The organism is Thiomicrospira sp. (genome assembly GCF_036568485.1).
GTDB lineage: Bacteria > Pseudomonadota > Gammaproteobacteria > Thiomicrospirales > Thiomicrospiraceae > Thiomicrospira.
The window spans coordinates 1-20,394 of record NZ_DATCSL010000121.1; the positions used below are offsets into that span (position 1 = coordinate 1).

Here is a 20,394-nt window from a genome sequence, read left to right on the forward strand (position 1 = left end):
CAAGAGTTTGAGATTTCACCAAACTGCGTGGTGTTTGAACTAACCGAGCGCGAAACCGTGCGCAACATCAGTTTGCTGGAAAAATTTGTGCGTGATCTTAAGTTTGAAGGCTTCCGCTTTGCGATTGATGATTTTGGTTCGGGCTTTTCGTCTTTCCATTATTTAAAGCATTTCCCGATTGATTATTTGAAAATTGAAGGCGAATTTATCAGCAATATGCTGCACGACCGCATTGATCATGCCTTTGTTGAAAGTGCGGTTGCGCTGGCTCAATCGATAGGCATTGAGACCGTGGCGGAGTTTATTGAAGACCGAGAAACGCTAGAGGCGGTTAAAAAGCTCGGTATTCATTATGCACAAGGCTATTTTGTTGGTTTCCCAGCCGCCGATTTTATGCAACAGGTTCCTGAACATGTAAAATAGTCGAAAAACAGACACGATAATTACAAAAACGTATAAAATCAGTTTAATCCTTTTGATTTGATTGGGGCTAACCATGATTTCGCATCACCTCCCTTCTTTAAGCCGCCGCCAGCTTTTACAACTGTCGGGGGTTTCATTGATGGCACCGTTTCTAAAAGGTTGCGGGCCCACTGAACCTCTGGTGATCGCTGGCCACCCTTGGCCAGGTTATGAAATCTTTTTTATGGCGCGTGATTTAGGTTGGCTACCCATAAATGGCATGCAATGTTTAGACACGTCGAATGCGTCTGAAACCATGCAAGCCATTCGAGATGGTCGAGCTCAAGCGGCGATGTTGACGCTCGATGAAATGATCCGATTATGCAGTGAAGGCTTTGATTTACGTGTTGCGATGATTTTCGATATTTCAGTCGGTGCCGATGTCGTCATTAGTAAACCGGGAATAGAGCGAGCCGATCAGCTAGTTGGGAAAAAAATTGGCTACGAATCTTCGGCACTAGGCGCATTAATGTTGCATGAGTTTTTAACCCACAGCATTTTAGATCGTAGCGAACTTACCCTGGTCGATATCCCTCATGATCAACATCCCCAGGCCTGGTCAAATGGGGAAGTCGATGCCTTAATCACTTACGAACCCAACGCCACCAAACTACTTCAAACGGGTGGCGAGCGCTTGTTTGACAGCAAACAAATTCCCGACAAAATCTTTGATTTATTAGTGGTCACCGCCGAAGCGGCGCAACGCCATAAAATCTTATTGCACGATATTATCGACATTCATTTTGATGCACTGCACCATTTTCGCACCAATCCGATGGATGCCAGCCACCGAATTGCGAAACGCATGGAAATATCCACCGAAGATTTGCGACAAATTTATCGTGGCTTATTAATCCCCGATGCTTTAGCAAACTTCGCATATCTATCAAAACAAGATATGCGTATGATTCAAGCCGCTTCTCACTTAGTGAAGGTGATGCACGATGCCGGTATCATTGTCGATGATTGTGATTTACGCACCATCTTCACGAATGAATTTATCCCTAGGGAACGTTTATGATCAGACGACGTTCCAATCAGCCGATTGGCTGGCTGTTTTTGCTTGGATTAAGCATCGGATTATATAGCGCGACCCTCAAAGCCAAAGAGACATTTGTACTCGGCATTCTAGCGTTTCAGCCCAAACCGCAGGTCGAAGCGCGCTGGCAACCGATAATCGACCATCTAAACCAACAACTCACCGATATTGAACTGGTTATCAACCCTTTAAACTACAACGAACTAAACCTAGCTGTGGCAAGGCGTGAACTTGATTTTGTTTTCACTAACTCGGCTTATTATGTTGAACTGGCGCATTCCCAAGGTTTGTCTAGCCCACTGGTGACCTTAATGACACTCCACCAGGACACCCCATTACGTGGCTTTGGTGGCGTGATTGTGGTTAAGAACAACCGCACGGATATTCTGGACTTAATTGATTTAAAAGGTCAACGCATCGCTTCACCACAAAAGGGATCTTTTGGTGGCTATATGATGCAGGTTTTTGAAATCAAAAAAGCCGGTGTGAAACCCGAAAGCTACAAAATCGTTGAAACCGAAATGCCGCATGACCGAGCGGTTAATGCCGTGCTCGATGGATCGGCTGATGCCGCCTTTATTCGCACAGGTGTGTTGGAAGATATGCGTGATCGAGGTTTAATTGATTTAGCAGATCTTCGAGTACTCAACCCACAAAGCTTAGCTGGCTTTCCATTTCAGATCTCAACCCAAATCTACCCAGAATGGCCTTTGGCCGCCATGCCGCATATCTCGATGGAGCACGCTGGCCAATTAACTGGTGCATTTTTAGCTATGCCTTATAAAAGCCCATTGTTACGCGAAGCCAATATTTATGGTTTTAGTATACCGGCCGACTATGAGCCCATTCGTGAGCTCATGCGCAACCTTAAAATTCGCCCTTATAACGCCCTACCTGAGATTAGTTGGCGTGATATTTGGCAAGCGCGAAAAGTTGAGGTGATGATTGGCTGGCTGGCACTCGCCATCATCCTACTGTTGGGCTTTTTATTGTTGGTTTACAACAAACGTTTGTCGAATAGCTTAATTCAGGTGAAACGCAACGAAGAAACGCTGCGTATTTCATCCGTCGCGTTTGAAACTCAAGAGGCGATTTTAATCACTGATGCCGATCAAAATATCATTCGCGTCAATAACGCCTTTACCGAAATTACTGGTTTCAGCGCAAAAGAAGCGATCGGCCAAACCCCGCGAATTCTTAAGTCGGGATTACATGATGCCGAGTTTTATCAAAACATGTGGGACGACATTATTGAAACCGGTGGCTGGCGCGGTGAAATTTGGAATCGCCGCAAAGATGGTGAAATTTACCCTGAACATCAAGTCATTACCGCAATCAAAAATGCCAGAGGCCAGATCACGCATTATCTATCAACTTTTAGCGATATTACGATGCGCAAGCTGAATGAAGATCGAATTCATAAACTCGCATTTTATGATCCGCTCACCGGTTTGGCCAACCGACGCTTGCTCGAGGACCATATTTCGCAAGCCATCTCAGCCAGTTCACGTCACTTACATTACTGCGCGCTGCTGTTTATTGATCTCGATCATTTTAAAAACTTGAATGACACGTTAGGGCATAAGTTAGGCGACGAACTTTTAAAGCAAGTTGCAGAGCGTTTAAAAGCCTGTGTACGCGAAGGCGATACCGTAGCCAGGCCGGGTGGCGATGAGTTTATTATTTTATTGCAAGACATTGGCTATAAGCAGGAGGAAGCGGCTAACCATGCCAAACTGGTTGCTGAGAAAATTTTGGCGCATTTTAATGATCCATACCAACTATCGGAGAGTCAGTATGTGCTGACCGCCAGTATTGGTATCAACCTATTTATAGATCATCACGAAAGTTCCGATGAAATTATGAAGCGTTCAGATTTGGCGATGTACCAAGCCAAAGCCCAAGGTCGCAATGCGATTCGCTTTTTTGACCCATCGATGCAAGAAGCAGCCTCGAAACGCAGCGAAATCGAAACTGACCTAAGACGCGCAGTCGAAAATAAAGAGTTTGTTCTCTACTATCAACCTAAATATTGTTACAACGGCACCTTAAATGGCTATGAGGCCTTAATTCGCTGGCAACATCCGCAAAAAGGCTTGGTGCCACCGTTTGAATTTATTAGCATCGCAGAAGAAACCGGTTTAATTATTCCAATCGGCGAATGGATATTGCACCAGGCCTGCCAAACCTTAAAGTCCTGGCAAAGCCAAGCCGACAAAAATTTACTCAGATTGGCCATCAACATCAGTGCTCGCCAATTTCATCAAGCTGAGTTTGTCGAGAGTGTGCAAACCGTCTTAAATGAGCACCGCATTGATGCCAGCAAACTCGAACTGGAAATTACTGAAAGCATGTTGATGGATGACATCCAAGATACCGCCAATAAAATGCACGCCTTAAAAGCTATTGGTATTAACTTTGCCTTGGACGACTTTGGCACAGGGTATTCATCTTTAAACTATTTAAAAACCTTACCGCTGGGATCTTTAAAAGTAGACCAGTCATTTGTGCGCGATATGCTGGTAGACGAAAACGATGCCGCCATTGTTAAAACCATCATTACTCTGGCGAAGGAGTTACAATTATCAGTGGTAGCCGAAGGCGTAGAACAGGTTGAGCAAGCGCATATTTTGCACGAATTAGGTTGCGACCTATTACAAGGCTATTTATATGGTCGACCTTCAGCTGAGTTTGTATCCGACGAACTTAAAACTTTTACTAATTGACATCCTCCCCTCCGTAAACGAAGGGGATTCCTAACGACTTATCAAGCCGTCAAGAGTAGGTTTATATTGCTATTGCCTACGGGTTCCTGCTTCGTGGTCGAAACTAACGTTTCAACTCCACAGGCTAACAAGCGATGTCCTCGCTCAAGTACATTTAAAGCCCCTACCAAGTCGGCATTGGCTTTAAACCCACATTCTGTACACGCAAAAGCACTTTGGCTTTTGCGGTTGTCACGGCTAACATGGTGACAGCTAGGGCAGGTTTGAGAGGTGTATTGAGGGTTTACTCTCAATACATCTCCGCCTGACCAGGCCTGTTTATACTCCAAAAACGAAATGAACATTACCCACCCTTGGTCAAGGATGGATTTGTTTAGACCCGATTTCGCTTTGACGTTTTTACCAGGCTTTTCAGTATTTCCCTTGGCACTTTTAGATATGTTTTTTACTTTTAAATTCTCAACAACAATCATTGCGTGGTTTTTGCTGATGTTGGTTGAGGTTTTGTGTAAGAAGTCTAAACGAGCATTGGCAATACGCTCATGCAGTCGTGTAATGATTTGTTTCTGCTTTTTCCAGTTAGCAGAGAAACGGACTTTTTTAGACAGCTTGCGCTGTTCAAAAGCCAGTTTCTTTGATAACTTACGAAAGCTGTTTAAAGGCGCTACGAATGAGCCATCTGATAACGTTGCAAAACGGGTAATACCCATATCAATACCAACCATACTGGTTGAGCTGTGACGCTTTATATCGGCCTCGTACTCGGTCTGAATCGACACGTACCAATATTTTCCCTTGCGAGAAATAGTCATGTTTTTAACGTCACCAATGACTTGTCGAGAATTGCGGTATTTGACCCAACCGATTTTAGGTAAAAACACTTTGTTAGACGCTTGCTCCAGCTTAAATCCTTGTGGATAGCGAAAGCTATCACTCAAGCCTTTTTTCTTGAATTTTGGAATCCGTTTTAAAGGCTGTTTTTTATCAAAACCGTCTTTAAAAGCACGCTCAAGGTTTTTAAGCGTTTGCTGTAGTGGCTGAGAATGAACGGACTTTAAAAAACCGTATTCATCAGATTGTTTCCACAAGCCTAACCAAAACGCTAATTCGTTATACCACAACATCGGTTGTTTATTTTCAAGCCGAAACAAATTCATCGCCAAGGCTTTATTCCAGACAAAGCGGTTGGCACCGGCAAACTCAACCATCTTCTGTACTTGGTCAGAATTGGGTTGTAATCTGAATTTAAAGGCTTTGCGGATAGTTTGTTTCATGGTTATAATTGTACAAAAAGGAATTAGTCTATGCAAGTAAATGGAGATGTAAGAACAGGAAGGCATTGCGTTTTTAATCTTCATGCTCATTTGGTCTTTGTAACAAAATACCGCAGAGATGTTTTCTCGGAAAGGGTATTAATTGATTTGGAAGAAATATTTAAAAATGTTTGTTTGGATTTTGAAGCGGAGTTAATTGAATTTAATGGTGAGCATGACCATGTACACCTTTTAATCAATTATCCACCTAAAGTCGCTGTTTCTAATTTGGTGAATAGTTTGAAAGGCGTATCAAGCCGCCTTATTAGAAAGAAAAAATACCCTGAAATTCAAAGAAAGCTTTGGGGCAATATGCTTTGGAGTCCAAGCTATTTTGCGGGTAGTTGTGGTGGTGCACCACTCTCGATTATTAAGCAATATATTGAACAACAGCAAAGACCGCATTAAACAGGCTTCGCCTGTGCGCTTATATCTCCGCCCTGAAGGACGAAGTTTTACGCGCTATTTGATAATTAATAAAAAATAATGAACTAGGTAACGGCATGAATCCACACCCTTTAAGTCAATATATGTCGAATGTAGCAGATTTTCCAAAGCCGGGAATTTTGTTTCGAGACATTTCGCCCCTGCTCAAAAATCATTTGCACGCCACGATTGATGCCATGAGTGAACTCTTTAGCGAGCAAGAATGGGCCAATATTGATCATGTAGCCGGCATTGAATCACGTGGTTTTATTTTTGCCTCCGCCTTGGCTTACAAGCATAACAAAGGTTTTATAAAAGTCCGTAAACCGGGCAAACTACCCAATGTGCACGCTTCAATCGAATACGGTTTGGAATATGGTCGAGATAAGCTTGAAATGCAAAAAGGCGATGGCTCTCGCATTATTTTATTAGACGATTTAATTGCGACTGGCGGTTCCATGAAAGCCGCTTGTCAACTTTGTGACCAGGTGGGCTATCAAGTAGTAGGCTTAGCTTGCTTGGTCGATTTAGCCGCATTAAACAGTTTTGAGTACGCCGGAATGAAGGTGCGCTCAGTGATTCAATATGACGATTGATAACCATCATTCTGCCAAGCCGCTATATAAATCAAACACTTAATTCATATTATATGCACAGTTAAACTTGCAATTAACAACTCGAGAATGTGATAATGCAATCGTTGTCACAACCAACAAAGGAGTTGATGATGAGTAATACCATTAATCCCGCCATGCAATCCTTGGCGATGAGTGCGATGCCACAACAGAACCAAGCCTCACAGCAGGCTGAGAATCGTGTGTCTGACCGTGCGACCAGTGAAGTCAGCAGCGCTGGCAACACAACTGTGACCTTATCCAGTCAAGCGCAAGCCGCTGGCAACGATTATATGGATTTGGCGGCGAGCCAAACCGTAAATCAAAATAATCCGGTGCAAGATCAGAATACCAATGCGAATGACACCAGCAACGGACTCACTTATGCTGCGAACTTACAAGCACAAGCTAACTATAATGCACAGCAGTTAAGCCAAGCGGATTCGGCTGAAACGCCTAATCCTTCCGCTTAATTTCAGTACTCACTCAACACGGTTCGCCGTGTTGAGCTTATTACACTTTCTCCATACTTTCTCAATAATTTACTTATTTTACTGTTGTAGACTATGTATAACGATTTAGTTAATTGTCATTGTTAACTAGGTTGGTATTTCGTCTTACTGAGTCTCTTGTTTGGAGTCTCAGCTCCTCAGAATATTGGGCGGCCTGTTGGCCGCTTTTTTTATGCCCGTATTTTTGATGATGGCTAACCCTCTGCCTGAATGATTGGTTAAAATAAGCTTGGAGGTTTTTGTATGTCCGACAAACAATATCGACACGGCCACGGCAGTGATGCGGCTCACAAGCAAGATCAAGCTTTATTTGCCGAACTGTTGGAGCAACATAAGCAATTAAAACGCGAAACCGAAAAACTGCCAAATGGCATTTTAGCGCGCACCACAAGTGAAAATCCTAGATTAGCTCAAGTATTAATTGATCATGTGGAAGGCATGGAAAAACGCTTTGCCGCTGGGCGTGCGATTCGCTCTTGGGACCCTTTATTTGCGGCTTTGTTTGAGTTTCGTGAACAAATCCAGATGGACTATTGTGCTATTAAAAATGGCGTTGAAGCCCTTATCACCTCTGACGATCCCAAGCTAGTTGAGCTTATACATTCGCACGACCAAACTTTGCATCAGTTTGTGGATTACGGTTATGAAAAATCCGGTCAACAAAGTCCAAAACCTGATTGGCTTAAATAATCAGATAGACATTTGGCTGGACTTGAATTTTATCGGTTTGCACCTATATTTAACGCATTCAAGCGAGGAGAGTTCTGATGATTATCATGTGTCCACACTGCGGCGGTTTAAATCGAGTCCCGGCCGAAAAGCTGTCTAACCAACCTACCTGCGGTCATTGTAAGCAGACCTTAATCAGCGATAAACCGGTTGAAATGACTGGCTCTCTACTGAATAAAGCGATTCAAAAAACCGATCAGGTTATGATTGTTGATTTCTGGGCATCATGGTGTGGCCCTTGCAAAATGTTTGCGCCTACCTTTGCACAAGCCGCGCAACACTTTGCAAGTTCGCACCCACAGGCACGTTTTGTCAAAATTAACACCGAGCAAGAACAAACTGTTGCCGCACAATTTGGTATCCGCTCTATTCCGACTCTAGCGGTATTTAAAAATGGCAAAGAAGTGGATCGGATTTCAGGTGCAATGGATTTAACCCAGTTTAAACAATGGGTATCACGTCACTTATAAAGTTGACGATCTAGTTGCTCAAACTCGGCTCGCAAAGCCGAGTTTTTACCAAATCGAGCCTCATATGCCAACAACCAGGCCTGGTGGGTTTGTGGCTTACCTAATCCACGCGCTTGCCCCCAAGTTTGATAAATTTGCCAGCGTGTCCAAGCATCATCCGTGCGTGCCAAAGCACGGTCTCGGCGTACTCGGTAAAAACCTATTTTACCGAGTCTGACTAAAACCATAAGCAACCAAAATCCAACCGCCAACAACAGGGCGCAACCTATCCAGTACAGCCAAGCCGGTAATGCGATATAAAGCTCAGCGGGCTGAATAAGATCAACTAATTTGCCGGTTTCAGGGTTAATATATTGAAGGCGTATTTCGTCATAATAACCCCAGCCTGAAGCCGTTACGCGATAAGGCTGGCTTAAAACTTGGGTTTCAGTTCGCCCCTCTAATCCTAAGGTTTCCGTGGTGCTAGTTTGTGCCATCAGCCAGTTAATACCGTCACCGCTTGCCAGTTGGTCACGCAAATCTGGTAACCGACTCGCATTTATTCCAGTTAATGTCAGTTCGATATTTTCTAACGCCCCTGTGCGATTCCAAAAAGGTCGATCAACTTGCCATGAAAATTTACCCACTGGCATTTGAGGTGGCACATAACTGGGTAAAGGCTGAATTTGATAATTATTTTCTGGCGCAAAAAACTGCCAACGCAAACCTTGTCGGTTTTGCACCCGAATCACCGGCGGGGTTAACTCTGTGTCGGTGTTGGCGAGTTTTTGCACCATTACAAATTCAGCCGTGCGTGAATCATCAAGCGTTTGCTGGATCGGTTGCGCGCTAAAGCGAATCGCTGAATTTTGCAGACCTTCCATTTCAACCGGCAAACCTGGATCTGTCACTTTTACCTTAGCCTGCCAAACTGCCCATTCACCCTGCCAAAGATGGCGGCGTGGTACTTGCCATTCAATATTAACCAACTCATTTGGTTCGACCTTAAGGGTCTGAGCCGGAATGGTTAAGCCTCCACTGGTAATCAAAGGAATCTCAATTTGACCGGCTTGTTTTGGGGTTAAGCGTAATCGAATACGATCACTGGTTTGGGCCGAATCATCTATTTGAAAGTGTGGCTTAAGCGGCGTTAAATCAAGTTTTTTATAGTCGCCAAACGTATCATCGCTACGCAAGGTAATGGTTAAACTGTCACCCAGCATAATCGTTTGATTTTGCGCGAAAACGCTACTAATTGACAACAAAAGCATCCAAAAACCGATAAATGCTGTGAAGTTTGTTAACCCAGTTCTGCGTCTTACCATGGTTGCACCCCCGGTATCGCATGTACTTTGTCTTGACGCGCTTGAAATCCGGCTTCGCGCTCAAACAAATGTTTTAATAAGGCTTGCTGATCGTCTTCCAGGTCTTTTAGTTCCATCTGTAAATTGTCTATGCGGCGTTGGGTTTTTAATTGGTCTTCAACGGATTTGGCCGAACCGGCTAACGCCCAATCTTGACCCGTTAATAGTTCTGAATTCGCCATTCTTTCCGGCAAACTAAAGCCCGTGCCTTCTGAACGACCATCATCCGATTCGCCTTCGGCACCCGAGCCGGCTTCGTTATTTGGATTGGGCTTGCTACCACCGTGAAAACTACCTTCTAAATCTTTACGCAGTCCTTCTTGTTCCTTTGCCGCCTGCTCGGCCTCAGCCTGTTCAGCGGCCTTGGCTTGTTGTTCGCTTAAGGCGGCTAAAGCCAGGGTTAAATTTTGTTGGGCTTTGACATGCTCGGCTTGATACAAACTCACGGCTTCAAAAGCCTCGACTGCTAAGCCCCATATTTCAAGTTGCGCGTAAGCGTTCCCTAAATTAAACAAGGCTTGCGCACGTGCTTGATCTTGGCGAGCGTTTAACACGGCTTGGCGATACCAGGTTAAGGCTCGCGCAAATTGGGTTAGGCGATAAGCCGCATTACCGGCACCCATTAAAGCTCGAAACATTTGATCGGGCTGAGTTGCCTGAGCGGTTTCAAGCCAACTGGCATACAGCCGTTCGGCTTGATCAAACTCTTGCGCCTCAAACGCTTGGTAGGCTTGCTGCTCTAACGATGTGGATGCCGCCCAAACCATATTCGGGGCAGTTGACATCAAACTAAATAAACCGAAGCCAAGCATCGACAAACCCGGCAAAAGTCTTTTAAAGCCTGGCTTGGGTAAGTGTAGAATAATCATGAATAAACCCAATGCTAACCCCATTAACCAAGGTGCTAAATCCCATTGCTCGGTTTTGGTTTGGTTAACCGGCAAACGTTCGGCTTTTGCGCGAATCGGCGTTAACAACTTATCCAGCATGCCCGCTTCACCACTGGCTTCTAAGTATTCAGCATTCAATTGCTGGCTCAGGTTTTGCAAGGCCGCACGTGGCAAGGCCACATCCACCGGCTGATTATCATCATGTAGCCAACCAGAAGGATGTTGCTCATCCGCCAACCAAACGGTTTGTGTTTTGCCGACCGCTAATAGGATTAACTCGGCATCTTGTTGTTCAAGTTGGGTTCTCAACTCACTTAGTTGGCTTGAATCCAACGCGTCATTCAATCCGCCGCCATCCGTAACCAATAACACCACTAAGGGCGCGATGGTTTGACGCGGTGCTTGTTGCACCGCAAAACTCAAGCTGTCGAAAAGTTGGCTACCTGCCAGCGGCAATAAGTTGGGTTCGGTTAAATACAAAGCACGTTTAAACAGCGATTTGTCTTGGGTAAAAGGCGTAACCCAATGGGCTTGAGCGGTGTAATTGATTAAACCGATTCGATCTTGTGCATTAAGCTGCTGGCTAACCGATTCGATTAGAGTTTGGCTAAAAGCAAACCGATTCGGTTTTTGATCTTGCGCGCTCATCGAACGTGACGCGTCCATTACCACCAGTAAATCCACCCCGGCTCGATCAGATTCAATCACATCAGTTTGCTCAATTCGCGGCCCTGCTAAAGCTAATATCAAAGCAAACCAAGCCAAACTCGCCAGCATATTAAATTTGCGTTGCGCTGATTTTTGACTCAGCACCCAAGGCCAAAATTCGGCGTGGGCGTAATCGGTTTGTTGGCGACGTAACGACCAGGCCTGGTATAACCACCAAACCAGTGGAAAACCTAATCCCCACAGCCAATTGACTTCACGCCAACTAAATTGCCTTAATTCGGCTAAGAATTCCATCTTTGGCCTCCTAATGTCAGTAACCACCAGACCAGTAATAAGCCTAACGCAAAAGCTAACGGCGTGAAATAAAGCGGCTGGGTTTGCCAACGTGTTTCACTGGTCGGAGTACGTTGCACACCTTCGGTTTGTTCAATCGAACTTAATACCGATTGCAAATCATCTTGACCGCCGACTTGATAAAACTGGCCATTGGTTTGCTCAGCTAAACTTTCTAGTTCACGGGTTTGCAAGGCTTGATACAGCAAACCCGAGGTCTGGTTTTCGGCGGGTATGGCCGCGCCCGCACCAATACCTATGGTGTAAATCGGCACGGATAAATGATTGGCGTATTCAATAATGGAATTTAAATCTATTCGGCTATCGGTCTGTACACCGTCACTCACCAAGACGACCAAACGTTTTTGAATGCTATCATTTTGTTCGGCTTGCGCCACTTCTCTCAAAGCTAAGCCTAACGCTTCGCCCACCGCTTGATCGGTGCGCCCAGCTAAGTAAGGTTGCAGTCTTTGCAAGTTGGCACGCATCGCTTGGTTATCAAACGTCATCGGCACTAGGCTGTAAGCCTGTTCGGCGTATAAAGCTAAGCTAAATCGATTATCACTTAAACCCTGGACAAACTCCTCCAGTACCGCTTTTACCACTTCCATCCGGCTGGTGGGCTGGCCTTGCAGTTCGTAATCCTCAAGTACGAAAGACACCGAGCTTTCCAATACCAACGCAATATCTCGCACTGGTTGGCTATTGGCTTGTGGCGCTTGTTCAATCAGGCGTTGAGGTTGAGCTAAAGCCACTAATAAACTCAGCATAAGGCCGATTTTTAGCAAACTGATCAGTACACGTCGACTTAAGTCTCGTTTTTGGGTCGTGGAGGCGAAATCCGTGTGTGATGAATCCGCCATAAACTGATCAATTTTAGGATGGAAAAACACCGGCATTTGACCGGCTTCGCCGCTGGGTCGCCAAGCGTTTGGCCAGATGGCTTGCACAAACGGCCAAACCGCTAACGCCCAAAACCAGGCCGGGTAAGCAAAATGCCAAGAATCCCACCAGTCTAATAACATCGTCATAAACAGGCCTTCATCTTAGTTAACCAGTTTGCCAATTCTTCCGCATCCACCTTGTTGGCTGAAAAACAGGCGCTTAATAAAGCTTGGTGGCAAGCTGTATCAAGTGGAATATGGCGTTGGGCGAGCCAGTCGTAAATGTCCAACGCCAGTTGTTTGCGTTGCTGGTCGGTTTGTAAACCCGCTAATCGACGTTGCCAACGCCAAACCACCAGGCCTGGTGATCGCCACAACCAAATAACTAGGCCAATCAAGCTGGCCAATAATAGGATTATGATCAATGCCCACAACCAAGCACTCATCAATGGCTCAGCAACTGGCGGGCTTAATAAATCAATATCCATTAAAGCTGAGTTCATAATTCGCTGGCCAGTATGCGTTGTAAGCTATCAGTGGTTTGCACGCTATGTACATCCACGCCCGCTTGTTTTAACCAGGCCTGGTGCTTATCGCGTTGGGGTTTTGCCCAAGCTTGGTATTGGGATTGTTGTTGATTATCTAACAACCAGACCTGGTGGTTTGATTGAAGTTTTAAAGTTTGTTTGGCGGGCAATTGAATTTCGGCCGGATCTTCAATCCAAAAGGCACTTAAATGCCAGGATTCATTCATCGCCGTCAACCAGGCCTGGTCGGATTCGGTTAGGTCGGCAAAATCACTAATAATCCACACGCGTGTGCCGTTTGGCCAGTGGGCTTTAAGCTGATTAAGCACATCCGCCAATTTCGGTTCAGTGCGATCCACTTTTGGCGGACAAGGAATCGCGAGCGCCTGCATGACTTGCTGGTATAAGTTCATGCCTTGAATCACCGGCGTCATCGACACGGTTTCGCTCAAGCCTATGGCCTGAAGTTGCACACGTTGCTGCTGCGCCATCCAGGCTAACCAACCTGCAATTCGCGCCCCTTGCGTGACTTTTAGATGCCCCTGGGTGGCAAAACGCATTGACTGACGTTGATCTAAAATGATCACCCATTGCGCTTGGCGTTCTTCTTGAAACAGCTTGGTAAAGGCTTTACCAGTACGCGCCATTAATCGCCAATTAAGATGTCGCAACTCGTCGCCTGGCTGGTACAAACGACTTTCTTCGTACTCCATGCCCTGACCGCGAAAACGGCTGGATTGATCGCCAAACAATGCTAACTCACTTAAACGCTGCGAACTCGGCAGGCTCGCCCAATAAGCTTCCAGCTCCTGCCCCCAATCCGCAATTTGTTGCGCCGACAGAATCGGCTGCCGGCTGATATTAGGAGCTCTGTTTGGCTTAGAAAAACGAGCTTTAAGCGTTTGTAAAAACGTCATCAGAAGCCTTAAACCGGTACGCTAACCAGTTCTAATAAACGGGCGATCAATTGATCGGAGGTCCAACCTTGGGCGCGGCCAGCAAAACTGAGGGCTAAACGATGACGCAAGACATCGGGCGCTAATCGTGCAACATCATCCGGGGTGACAAAGTCACGCCCTTGCAACCAAGCGTAAGCACTGGCAGCATGTAATAAAGCAAGCGAGGCACGTGGCGAAGCACCCACATCCAACACACCTTCAAGTGTGTCATCCAGTTCATCTAGCTTACGAGTGGCGGCGACCAACGCCACCAAGTATTTTTCTACCGGTTCGGCAACATGCAACTCAGCTACTTCACGACGCGCATCTAATACGTTTTGCGGCGTTAAGCTTGAGGTGTCGTCTTCTTTATCTATGCCATAGTGCTTGGCGCGATCACGACGCAGAATTTCCAACTCTTCCGACTCGGTTGGATAGTCCAGCACCACATGCAACATAAAACGATCCATTTGCGCTTCAGGCAAGGGATAAGTGCCACTTTGCTCAAGCGGATTCTGGGTGGCCATTACAATAAACAAATCTGGCAAAGCACGCGTTTGGCCACCGGCAGTGACTTGTTTTTCTGCCATCGCTTCTAATAAAGCCGACTGTACTTTAGGCGGCGCACGGTTAATTTCATCTGCCAATACAATTTCATTAAAGATCGGGCCTTTAACAAAACTCAATGAACCGGTATTTGGATCAAGAATATCCGAACCCATTACATCACCGGGCATTAAGTCTGGCGTAAATTGAATTCGTTGAAAACTCGCATGCACGCCCTTCGCTAAGGTTTTAACCGCGGTAGTTTTCGCCAGGCCTGGTGGCCCTTCTAATAATACATGGCCGCCCGTCAGCATCGCAATCATCATGCGTTCAAGCAACGCCTCCTGACCGACAATGGTTTTTTGCAAATGGGTTTTTAATGCCATAAAGGCTTGTTGCGTTGACATAATCAAAGTTCCTTGTAACCGCCTATAGCCGCTTTAAAGCGGCTTTTTGCTGAATCGAGTGCCGATTTAGTTGCGCATAAAGTCGACGGCCGCCGCCGCTAAATCTTCGTTAAAAAAGTCCATAAAGAAGTGATCCGCACCATCAATGGTGTGAATGGTTAGGTTCGACGTGCCTTCCAGCGGGGCTAAACGTGCTGGCAGTTCTGGTACCGCTTGATCTTCTGACGCAACCACGACTAAGGTAGGTTTGGCTGGTGCCTTAATTAAATAAGGCGTATCAAACTGTGGCTTGGCGGTGTAGTAATCGACAAACGCGCCCGCCGTTACCTGGTCTTTTTCACAGTAGATGAAATCGACATTCTTCATCATTTGATCAGCTTGGCCTTTATCAACCAATTTTTGAGCTTTATTTAACACGGCGCTAAGTGGCTTATCATATTTTTTCTGATAATCTTTTGCTGATTGTTGCTCAGAAGTCGCAGGGGCAATCAACACAACTTTGTCTATTTGCGGACGATCACGTTCGGCCGCAAACCAGGCGATTTGGTTACCACCACGCGAATGGCCCATTAGAGTCACCTTGTCTGCACCTTGATTTTTCAACCAATCTAACCATACAGCGACTTCATCCAGCGCATCGGTATGTTTGTGAGTGTGGGGCACATTACAATCGTATTCGCCATGACGATCGTCCAAACCTAATGACAAGTTGATCGACAAGGAACTGACCCCTTGTGCGGCCAAATTATCTTGCAAAATACGATAAGTTGAACGGCCTTTATGCGTTAAGGTGCCGTGTAATAAAAGCACAAAATCATCGGCGTAGCCTTTGCCATCTGCCATGACTAGGTTTGCGTTTAAAGTTTTACCTTGATGTGTGTGCTTGATTTCTTCCGCTTGAAGACCGCTGCTAAGCCCCCAAAACACTAAGATGGCATAAATATAAGATTTGAATTTCATGTTATTTCTCCATTCGTTAAGACTTAGCTTTAGCGGGCAAGGCCAACCAAACCCACAGACCTGATAAAAACATCATCATCGCGACAAAATAAAACGGCCAGACCATCGACTCTGAATAAAAAGCCAATAAACCCATTAAAAAAGCACCCGCTGCGTAACCAAAGTCACGCCAAAACCGATAAATGCCCAGCACGGTAGCACGTTGATTGGGCACACTGTTATCGGCCACTGCCGCGCCCAAGGTTGGATAAAGCATCGCCATACCAAAGCCCATTAGAGCGGCCAATAGCGACCAAGCCCAAACCGTGTCAACCAAAACAAAGCCTAAACTGGATAGGGCACACAGCCAAAAACCCCACACAATTAAACCACGGCGCCCCCATCGATCAGATAAAGGACCGGTAATGAGTTGCGAACCACCCCAAACCACGCCGTAAATCGCGATGATCGCACTGGCTTGCACCAAACTTTGGGCCTGGCTGATGAGATATACTGGCATAAAAATCCACACCAGTGCATCAATAAATTTTTCCACTAAGCCCGCTTGGTTTAATGCGACCAATTGAGGTTGTTTAAAAGTAGCATAAGTCATCATTTGGCCAAGTCCAGGTTTTACCCCATCATCCCCATTCGCTTGGCGATGATGGTGTTGATGCAATTCAGACCAAGCACGGGTATCGACCACTTTCCAAATCGCTAAAACCAGACCTAAACCAATTACAATTAAACCAAATCCTAAAATGGCTTCGCGCGCACCATAAAGTTCAGCCAAATAGGCGGTTAACCAGCCTGCCACACCCACCGCCGCATAACCTGAGAACTCATTAAAGCCATTTATTAAGCCTTTCTGATTCGCTTTTGCTAAATCTAGCTTACTGTTTAACGCCATCGACCAGCACAAACCTTGGTTTAAGCCTAAAAACACCATCGCCCACACAATCCAATACCAGTCTTGCGCAAAATAAATCAGGAACGGCACGGGGATCGCTAATAACCAGCCTGCCACCAATAAAGAGCGGCGTCCCCAGCGATCACTTAAATGTCCAGCTAATAAATTCATGCTAGCTTTAACTAAACCAAATACCACCACAAACATTACCAAACTCATAAAGGCTTGGGCGGCTAAGCCAAACTCGGTTTCGGCCAGGCCTGGTACCACTGTGCGAGTCATACCCAGAGCCAAGCCAACCAAAAACACCTGAATAAGCTGCTGTATAATTTGATTTAAATTCGCTTTAATGCCGTGTTCGACTGACTGATCATCCTGCACTTTAATATCCCCTTTGGCTGTATATTCAACTATGTGGTTGAATATTAGTGACTTCACTTTAAAATTGCAATCAAATTGGTCAAAACCTCTCCCAAAACTTTCTTGGGCGGCATAAATAAATTTATTCAACTAATGGGTTGAATAAAAAATACGAACCCGATATAGTTTCATTCAACCAACCAGTTGAATATAACTGATTAGAAATTTAAACCAGGCCTGGTGACGTGTACTTAGGCCATAAACATAGGGTTAAAAGGAGACATACCATGTTTTTATTTCAACACACCCCTGATTCCGAGCCGGGTTCTTTATCTTATATGCTAGGTTGCGTTGGCCAGGGTTTGGCGATTGCAGTCGACGTGCACCAGGACGAAGTGGATTTGTATTTAGAAAAGGCCGCGCAAAAGGGCGTCAAAATCGCCTATGTGGTGGATACCCATGTTCATGCCGATCATTACACTGGCGGCGCCGAATTAGCGAAGCGTGCTGGGGGGAAATATTGTTTACACCAAGACTCGCCTGCTCAATGCGAGTTTATGCCTTTAGCCGAAAACCAAATCATTGAGGCCGGTAACGTGCATGCCCAAGTTTTATATACTCCAGGGCACACCGAAGACAGCATCAGTTTATTAGTGACCGATAAATCACGCTGCGATGAAGCCTGGTTTGTCATTACCGGCCATACATTATTTGTCGGCAGTGTTGGTCGTCCAGACTTGCGTGGTCGTGAAGAAGAAATGGCCAATAAATTATATGATTCAATTCAGCAAAAACTCCTAACTTTGCCGGATTACATGGAAATTTTACCCGGCGCACAAGCGGGTAGTGTTTGTGGAGCCGGCATCAGTGGCAAAGCCGTTTCTACCATTGGATTTGAGAAACGCTACAACCCAAGTTTGAGTCTTGATAAGGTCGCCTTTGTTAAACAACTGACCAGCACCATCCTACCCTATCCAGAAGATATGCAAAAAATTATCGGTTTTAACGTTAAACCTTTATAATCTCCGACATGATCGTCGGTAGATCGCTCAATCTACCGACCTATAAAATAAAAATAACACCAAAGCCGGGAGCAACGGAACATGAACGAGATTCCAAATCTTTTTATTAATTATTATCTGCTAGCGTTTGGGCTGGCTTTTATTTTAGGAATAACGGCCCAACGCAGTGCATTTTGCGCAGTAGGCGGCTTAAGAGATCGCATTACGCTGGGTAACGGCACGCGTCTTTGGACATTTGTCGCTGCAATGGGCATCGGGATTATTTTATCTGGCAGCCTAGAATGGTTAAACGTGATGAACCTTTCAGACAGTCGGCCACCTTATCGAACCGCTGATTTTGCTTGGGGACGTTATATTGTTGGCGGCTTTATTTTCGGTTTAGGCATGGTACTGGCCACGGGTTGCGGGATGCGTAATACCGTTAAAATGGGACAAGGCAGTTACAAATCTCTCTGGTTGGTAGCGCTTATGTCGATCATGGCCTACATCATGACCCGTACCTCATTTTATGGCGAATGGATTATGCCTGTGTTCGCTCCTTTAACCATTCATCTAGACTATGCTGGTTCACAAGACTTGGCGAGTTTAATTTTTGGTGCAGGAAGCGCCCACATAGATTTGGCCTTACTGATATTCAGTTGGTTAATCGGTTTAAGCTTGTTTTATTTTGCTTATAGAAACCCAGAGTTTCGCCGCCCAACCCCGATCATCAGTGCGTTGATTGTTGGCGCAATTATTGCCGCGGCTTATGCCTTAACGGGTGGCCAATTTGGTGCAAAATTGATAGATGAAGCGGCCTTTATGGAAACCCCACCCATTGGTTTAGGCACGCAATCTTTTACCTTTGCCGCTCCGATGGGCGACACAGTTAACTATTTAATGAGCCCAGCCAACTTTAGTTTAATTACGTTTGGTTTGATCGCCGTTGTCGGCGTGGCGCTGGGTTCTTTTGTCAGCAGTCTCATAAACCGTCAATTTAAAGTGAGTGGCTTTGACTCCGCAAAAGATGGTGTCATTTCAAGCCTAGGTGCATTATTAGTTGGTTTTGGTGCCGTATTAGCGATGGGTTGCTCGGTTGGGCATGGCTTATCCGGTGTGGCGACCCTGGCTTTAGGTTCGTTTGTCGCCGTAGCCTCCATTACCGCCGGTGCCGTGGTTGGAATTAAGTTTGAGCCAATGTGGCGCAAAACAAAAGGTTGCTAATCGCAATAGGCGCTCAAGCCTAAAGGTTCAACAAAGTGATAATTATGGCCATGAATTCTCTAAAACTCAGTTTGTTTGAACAACTGGCTCAGGTGACGAAAGCATTAAGCCATGCCAATCGCTTAATGATTTTAGACGTGCTGGCGCAAACGGCCTGCGATGTTGAAACCCTGCATAAAAAACTCGGCCTAAGCATCGCCAATGTTTCAAAGCATTTACAAACCTTAAAGCATGCAGGCCTGGTGACCAGCGAGCGCCAAGGCCAGCACAGTGTTTATGCATTAAGTGACGACAGCGTATTTCGCTTAATTGTCAGTTTGCGTGATGTCGCCGAGTCTCAATTGGACAGCATGCAAGCGCTATTATTAGAACACTTAAAACCCAATACCGATTACGAACCTATTTCCCTAAAAGCCTTACGCGAATATAAACAGCCCTATACTTTGTTGGATGTACGTCCTGAAGATGAGTTTGCGGCTGGGCATATTCCGCAAGCGATCAATATTCCGATTGAGCAACTCCCCAACAAACTAAACCAACTGCAAAACGATCAAACCCTAGTCGTCTATTGTCGAGGACCTTATTGCATGTGGTCACAGCAAGCGGTTGATGCGTTGCAGAAACGCGGCATTCAAGCCAAGCGCCTCGCTGAAGGCTATCCAGAATGGCAAGTGCAAAGCCAAACTCAGTCTTAAACCCTGTCCCAAATATAAACTTGCACAGCTAAGTTTCTGCGTTAGATTAGATACAAAAGTCTTATTTAGACTAATTTGAGTATAATGTTGTTTCAATCATAATGCGTGCCGCCTAAAATTTACCCTATGCGATTTACCCTATGCGAAGCCTTTTTAAAGTTTTTCAGCTGCCCCGAAAATATGTTTTGATCGCCTTAATATGGACCAGTTTAGTTTTAGGGTCTTTAGCCTATAATCTTTATGGCATCAAAACCCACACTCTAGAAATGGCCAAGGCGGCCGCAAGTGAACGCATTAATCAAGATATGCGAATTCGGCAATGGGCCTCCGACCATGGTGGTGTATATGTACCGCCGAACGATACCACACCGCCCAACCCCTATCTAAACCATCCACAACGCGACGTTATCACCACATCAGGATTATCCCTGACCTTA

The 20,394-nt window shown here is 45.5% G+C and carries 21 protein-coding genes; 12 read left to right on the forward strand and 9 right to left on the reverse strand.

Translation table 11 applies throughout. The annotated features are described in order from the left end of the window. The 3 genes from VIM91_RS11260 to VIM91_RS11270 form a co-directional block, all read left to right on the forward strand. On the forward strand, positions 1-423 hold a 423-nt coding region (locus VIM91_RS11260; RefSeq protein ID WP_331864904.1), incomplete at its 5' end, for an EAL domain-containing protein. 139 nt (positions 424-562) lie between these two features. Beyond that, complete coding sequence (locus VIM91_RS11265) at positions 563-1,483, forward strand: ABC transporter substrate-binding protein (RefSeq protein WP_331864905.1); 921 nt, start codon at positions 563-565, stop codon at positions 1,481-1,483. Next, positions 1,480-4,227: an EAL domain-containing protein gene (locus tag VIM91_RS11270; protein ID WP_331864906.1), complete on the forward strand. Its 2,748-nt coding sequence runs from the start codon at positions 1,480-1,482 to the stop codon at positions 4,225-4,227. The genes VIM91_RS11265 and VIM91_RS11270 overlap by 4 nt, the downstream gene beginning before the upstream one ends. Before the next feature lie 41 nt (positions 4,228-4,268). Here the strand turns inward: VIM91_RS11270 and VIM91_RS11275 are convergent, their stop codons facing one another. Further along, positions 4,269-5,501, reverse strand: coding sequence for a transposase (locus VIM91_RS11275; protein ID WP_331864907.1), 1,233 nt, complete (start codon positions 5,499-5,501; stop codon positions 4,269-4,271). A 30-nt stretch (positions 5,502-5,531) separates the two neighbouring features. On the opposite strand from VIM91_RS11275, the gene tnpA reads away from it, so the two are divergent. The 5 genes from tnpA to trxC all read left to right on the forward strand — a co-directional run bounded on the left by tnpA (position 5,532) and on the right by trxC (position 8,291). Next, complete coding sequence (gene tnpA, locus VIM91_RS11280) at positions 5,532-5,948, forward strand: IS200/IS605 family transposase (protein ID WP_331864908.1); 417 nt, start codon at positions 5,532-5,534, stop codon at positions 5,946-5,948. Between the two features lie 95 nt (positions 5,949-6,043). Beyond that, positions 6,044-6,562, forward strand: a complete 519-nt coding sequence (locus VIM91_RS11285; RefSeq protein WP_331864909.1) for an adenine phosphoribosyltransferase — start codon at positions 6,044-6,046, stop codon at positions 6,560-6,562. Positions 6,563-6,693: 131 nt separating this feature from the next. Further along, positions 6,694-7,053: a hypothetical protein gene (locus tag VIM91_RS11290; protein ID WP_331864910.1), complete on the forward strand. Its 360-nt coding sequence runs from the start codon at positions 6,694-6,696 to the stop codon at positions 7,051-7,053. Positions 7,054-7,335: 282 nt separating this feature from the next. Beyond that, positions 7,336-7,782: a hypothetical protein gene (locus VIM91_RS11295; protein WP_331864911.1), complete on the forward strand. Its 447-nt coding sequence runs from the start codon at positions 7,336-7,338 to the stop codon at positions 7,780-7,782. Positions 7,783-7,859: 77 nt separating this feature from the next. Continuing rightward, positions 7,860-8,291 (forward strand): thioredoxin TrxC, encoded by a 432-nt coding sequence (gene trxC / locus VIM91_RS11300; protein ID WP_331864912.1) that lies wholly within the window; start codon positions 7,860-7,862, stop codon positions 8,289-8,291. Here the strand turns inward: trxC and VIM91_RS11305 are convergent. The 8 genes from VIM91_RS11305 to VIM91_RS11340 all read right to left on the reverse strand — a co-directional run bounded on the left by VIM91_RS11305 (position 8,282) and on the right by VIM91_RS11340 (position 17,058). Further along, the gene (locus tag VIM91_RS11305) at positions 8,282-9,532 is read right to left on the reverse strand and encodes a hypothetical protein (protein ID WP_331864913.1); all 1,251 of its coding nucleotides are present in this window, start codon (positions 9,530-9,532) and stop codon (positions 8,282-8,284) included. The two genes, trxC and VIM91_RS11305, sit on opposite strands and share 10 nt — an antisense overlap. A 56-nt stretch (positions 9,533-9,588) precedes the next feature. Next, positions 9,589-11,487 carry a vWA domain-containing protein gene (locus VIM91_RS11310; RefSeq protein WP_331864914.1) on the reverse strand — a complete coding sequence of 633 codons (1,899 nt, stop codon included), beginning with the start codon at positions 11,485-11,487 and terminating at the stop codon, positions 9,589-9,591. Continuing rightward, a complete protein-coding gene (locus VIM91_RS11315; protein WP_331864915.1) occupies positions 11,475-12,557 on the reverse strand; it encodes a vWA domain-containing protein in 1,083 nt (360 codons plus the stop codon). Before VIM91_RS11315 ends, VIM91_RS11310 begins: the two co-directional genes overlap by 13 nt. Continuing rightward, the gene (locus tag VIM91_RS11320) at positions 12,554-12,913 is read right to left on the reverse strand and encodes a hypothetical protein (protein ID WP_331864916.1); all 360 of its coding nucleotides are present in this window, start codon (positions 12,911-12,913) and stop codon (positions 12,554-12,556) included. The genes VIM91_RS11315 and VIM91_RS11320 overlap by 4 nt, the downstream gene beginning before the upstream one ends. Then, a complete protein-coding gene (locus VIM91_RS11325; protein WP_331864917.1) occupies positions 12,910-13,854 on the reverse strand; it encodes a DUF58 domain-containing protein in 945 nt (314 codons plus the stop codon). Before VIM91_RS11325 ends, VIM91_RS11320 begins: the two co-directional genes overlap by 4 nt. Positions 13,855-13,862: 8 nt before the next feature. Then, positions 13,863-14,828: a MoxR family ATPase gene (locus VIM91_RS11330; RefSeq protein ID WP_331864918.1), complete on the reverse strand. Its 966-nt coding sequence runs from the start codon at positions 14,826-14,828 to the stop codon at positions 13,863-13,865. 66 nt (positions 14,829-14,894) lie between these two features. After that, positions 14,895-15,788: an alpha/beta hydrolase gene (locus VIM91_RS11335; protein WP_331864919.1), complete on the reverse strand. Its 894-nt coding sequence runs from the start codon at positions 15,786-15,788 to the stop codon at positions 14,895-14,897. A gap of 16 nt (positions 15,789-15,804) precedes the next feature. Then, positions 15,805-17,058 (reverse strand): MFS transporter, encoded by a 1,254-nt coding sequence (locus tag VIM91_RS11340; protein WP_331864920.1) that lies wholly within the window; start codon positions 17,056-17,058, stop codon positions 15,805-15,807. 266 nt (positions 17,059-17,324) lie between these two features. On the opposite strand from VIM91_RS11340, the gene VIM91_RS11345 reads away from it, so the two are divergent. The 4 genes from VIM91_RS11345 to VIM91_RS11360 form a co-directional block, all read left to right on the forward strand. Further along, entirely contained in the window at positions 17,325-18,059 is a 735-nt protein-coding gene (locus VIM91_RS11345; RefSeq protein ID WP_331864921.1) for an MBL fold metallo-hydrolase, read from the forward strand. Between the two features lie 81 nt (positions 18,060-18,140). Next, positions 18,141-19,262, forward strand: coding sequence for a YeeE/YedE family protein (locus tag VIM91_RS11350; RefSeq protein ID WP_331864922.1), 1,122 nt, complete (start codon positions 18,141-18,143; stop codon positions 19,260-19,262). A gap of 44 nt (positions 19,263-19,306) precedes the next feature. Beyond that, positions 19,307-19,957 carry a metalloregulator ArsR/SmtB family transcription factor gene (locus VIM91_RS11355; protein WP_331864923.1) on the forward strand — a complete coding sequence of 217 codons (651 nt, stop codon included), beginning with the start codon at positions 19,307-19,309 and terminating at the stop codon, positions 19,955-19,957. Positions 19,958-20,097: 140 nt separating this feature from the next. Further along, positions 20,098-20,394 (forward strand): hypothetical protein (locus VIM91_RS11360; protein ID WP_331864924.1); only part of this gene is annotated, 297 nt, incomplete at its 3' end.

Excerpts from the sequence above, each read along its gene's own strand:
- VIM91_RS11335 (WP_331864919.1), bottom strand. The coding sequence starts at position 15,788 with ATGAAATTCAAATCTTATATTTATGCCATCTTAGTGTTTTGGGGGCTT.
- VIM91_RS11295 (WP_331864911.1), top strand. The coding sequence starts at position 7,336 with ATGTCCGACAAACAATATCGACACGGCCACGGCAGTGATGCGGCTCAC.
- VIM91_RS11265 (WP_331864905.1), top strand. The coding sequence starts at position 563 with ATGGCACCGTTTCTAAAAGGTTGCGGGCCCACTGAACCTCTGGTGATC.
- VIM91_RS11330 (WP_331864918.1), bottom strand. The coding sequence starts at position 14,828 with ATGTCAACGCAACAAGCCTTTATGGCATTAAAAACCCATTTGCAAAAA.
- VIM91_RS11350 (WP_331864922.1), top strand. The coding sequence starts at position 18,141 with ATGAACGAGATTCCAAATCTTTTTATTAATTATTATCTGCTAGCGTTT.
- VIM91_RS11320 (WP_331864916.1), bottom strand. The coding sequence starts at position 12,913 with ATGAACTCAGCTTTAATGGATATTGATTTATTAAGCCCGCCAGTTGCT.
- VIM91_RS11345 (WP_331864921.1), top strand. The coding sequence starts at position 17,325 with ATGTTTTTATTTCAACACACCCCTGATTCCGAGCCGGGTTCTTTATCT.
- VIM91_RS11355 (WP_331864923.1), top strand. The coding sequence starts at position 19,307 with ATGGCCATGAATTCTCTAAAACTCAGTTTGTTTGAACAACTGGCTCAG.
- VIM91_RS11285 (WP_331864909.1), top strand. The coding sequence starts at position 6,044 with ATGAATCCACACCCTTTAAGTCAATATATGTCGAATGTAGCAGATTTT.
- VIM91_RS11310 (WP_331864914.1), bottom strand. The coding sequence starts at position 11,487 with ATGGAATTCTTAGCCGAATTAAGGCAATTTAGTTGGCGTGAAGTCAAT.
- VIM91_RS11270 (WP_331864906.1), top strand. The coding sequence starts at position 1,480 with ATGATCAGACGACGTTCCAATCAGCCGATTGGCTGGCTGTTTTTGCTT.
- VIM91_RS11290 (WP_331864910.1), top strand. The coding sequence starts at position 6,694 with ATGAGTAATACCATTAATCCCGCCATGCAATCCTTGGCGATGAGTGCG.
- VIM91_RS11275 (WP_331864907.1), bottom strand. The coding sequence starts at position 5,501 with ATGAAACAAACTATCCGCAAAGCCTTTAAATTCAGATTACAACCCAAT.
- tnpA (WP_331864908.1), top strand. The coding sequence starts at position 5,532 with ATGCAAGTAAATGGAGATGTAAGAACAGGAAGGCATTGCGTTTTTAAT.
- trxC (WP_331864912.1), top strand. The coding sequence starts at position 7,860 with ATGATTATCATGTGTCCACACTGCGGCGGTTTAAATCGAGTCCCGGCC.
- VIM91_RS11315 (WP_331864915.1), bottom strand. The coding sequence starts at position 12,557 with ATGACGATGTTATTAGACTGGTGGGATTCTTGGCATTTTGCTTACCCG.
- VIM91_RS11325 (WP_331864917.1), bottom strand. The coding sequence starts at position 13,854 with ATGACGTTTTTACAAACGCTTAAAGCTCGTTTTTCTAAGCCAAACAGA.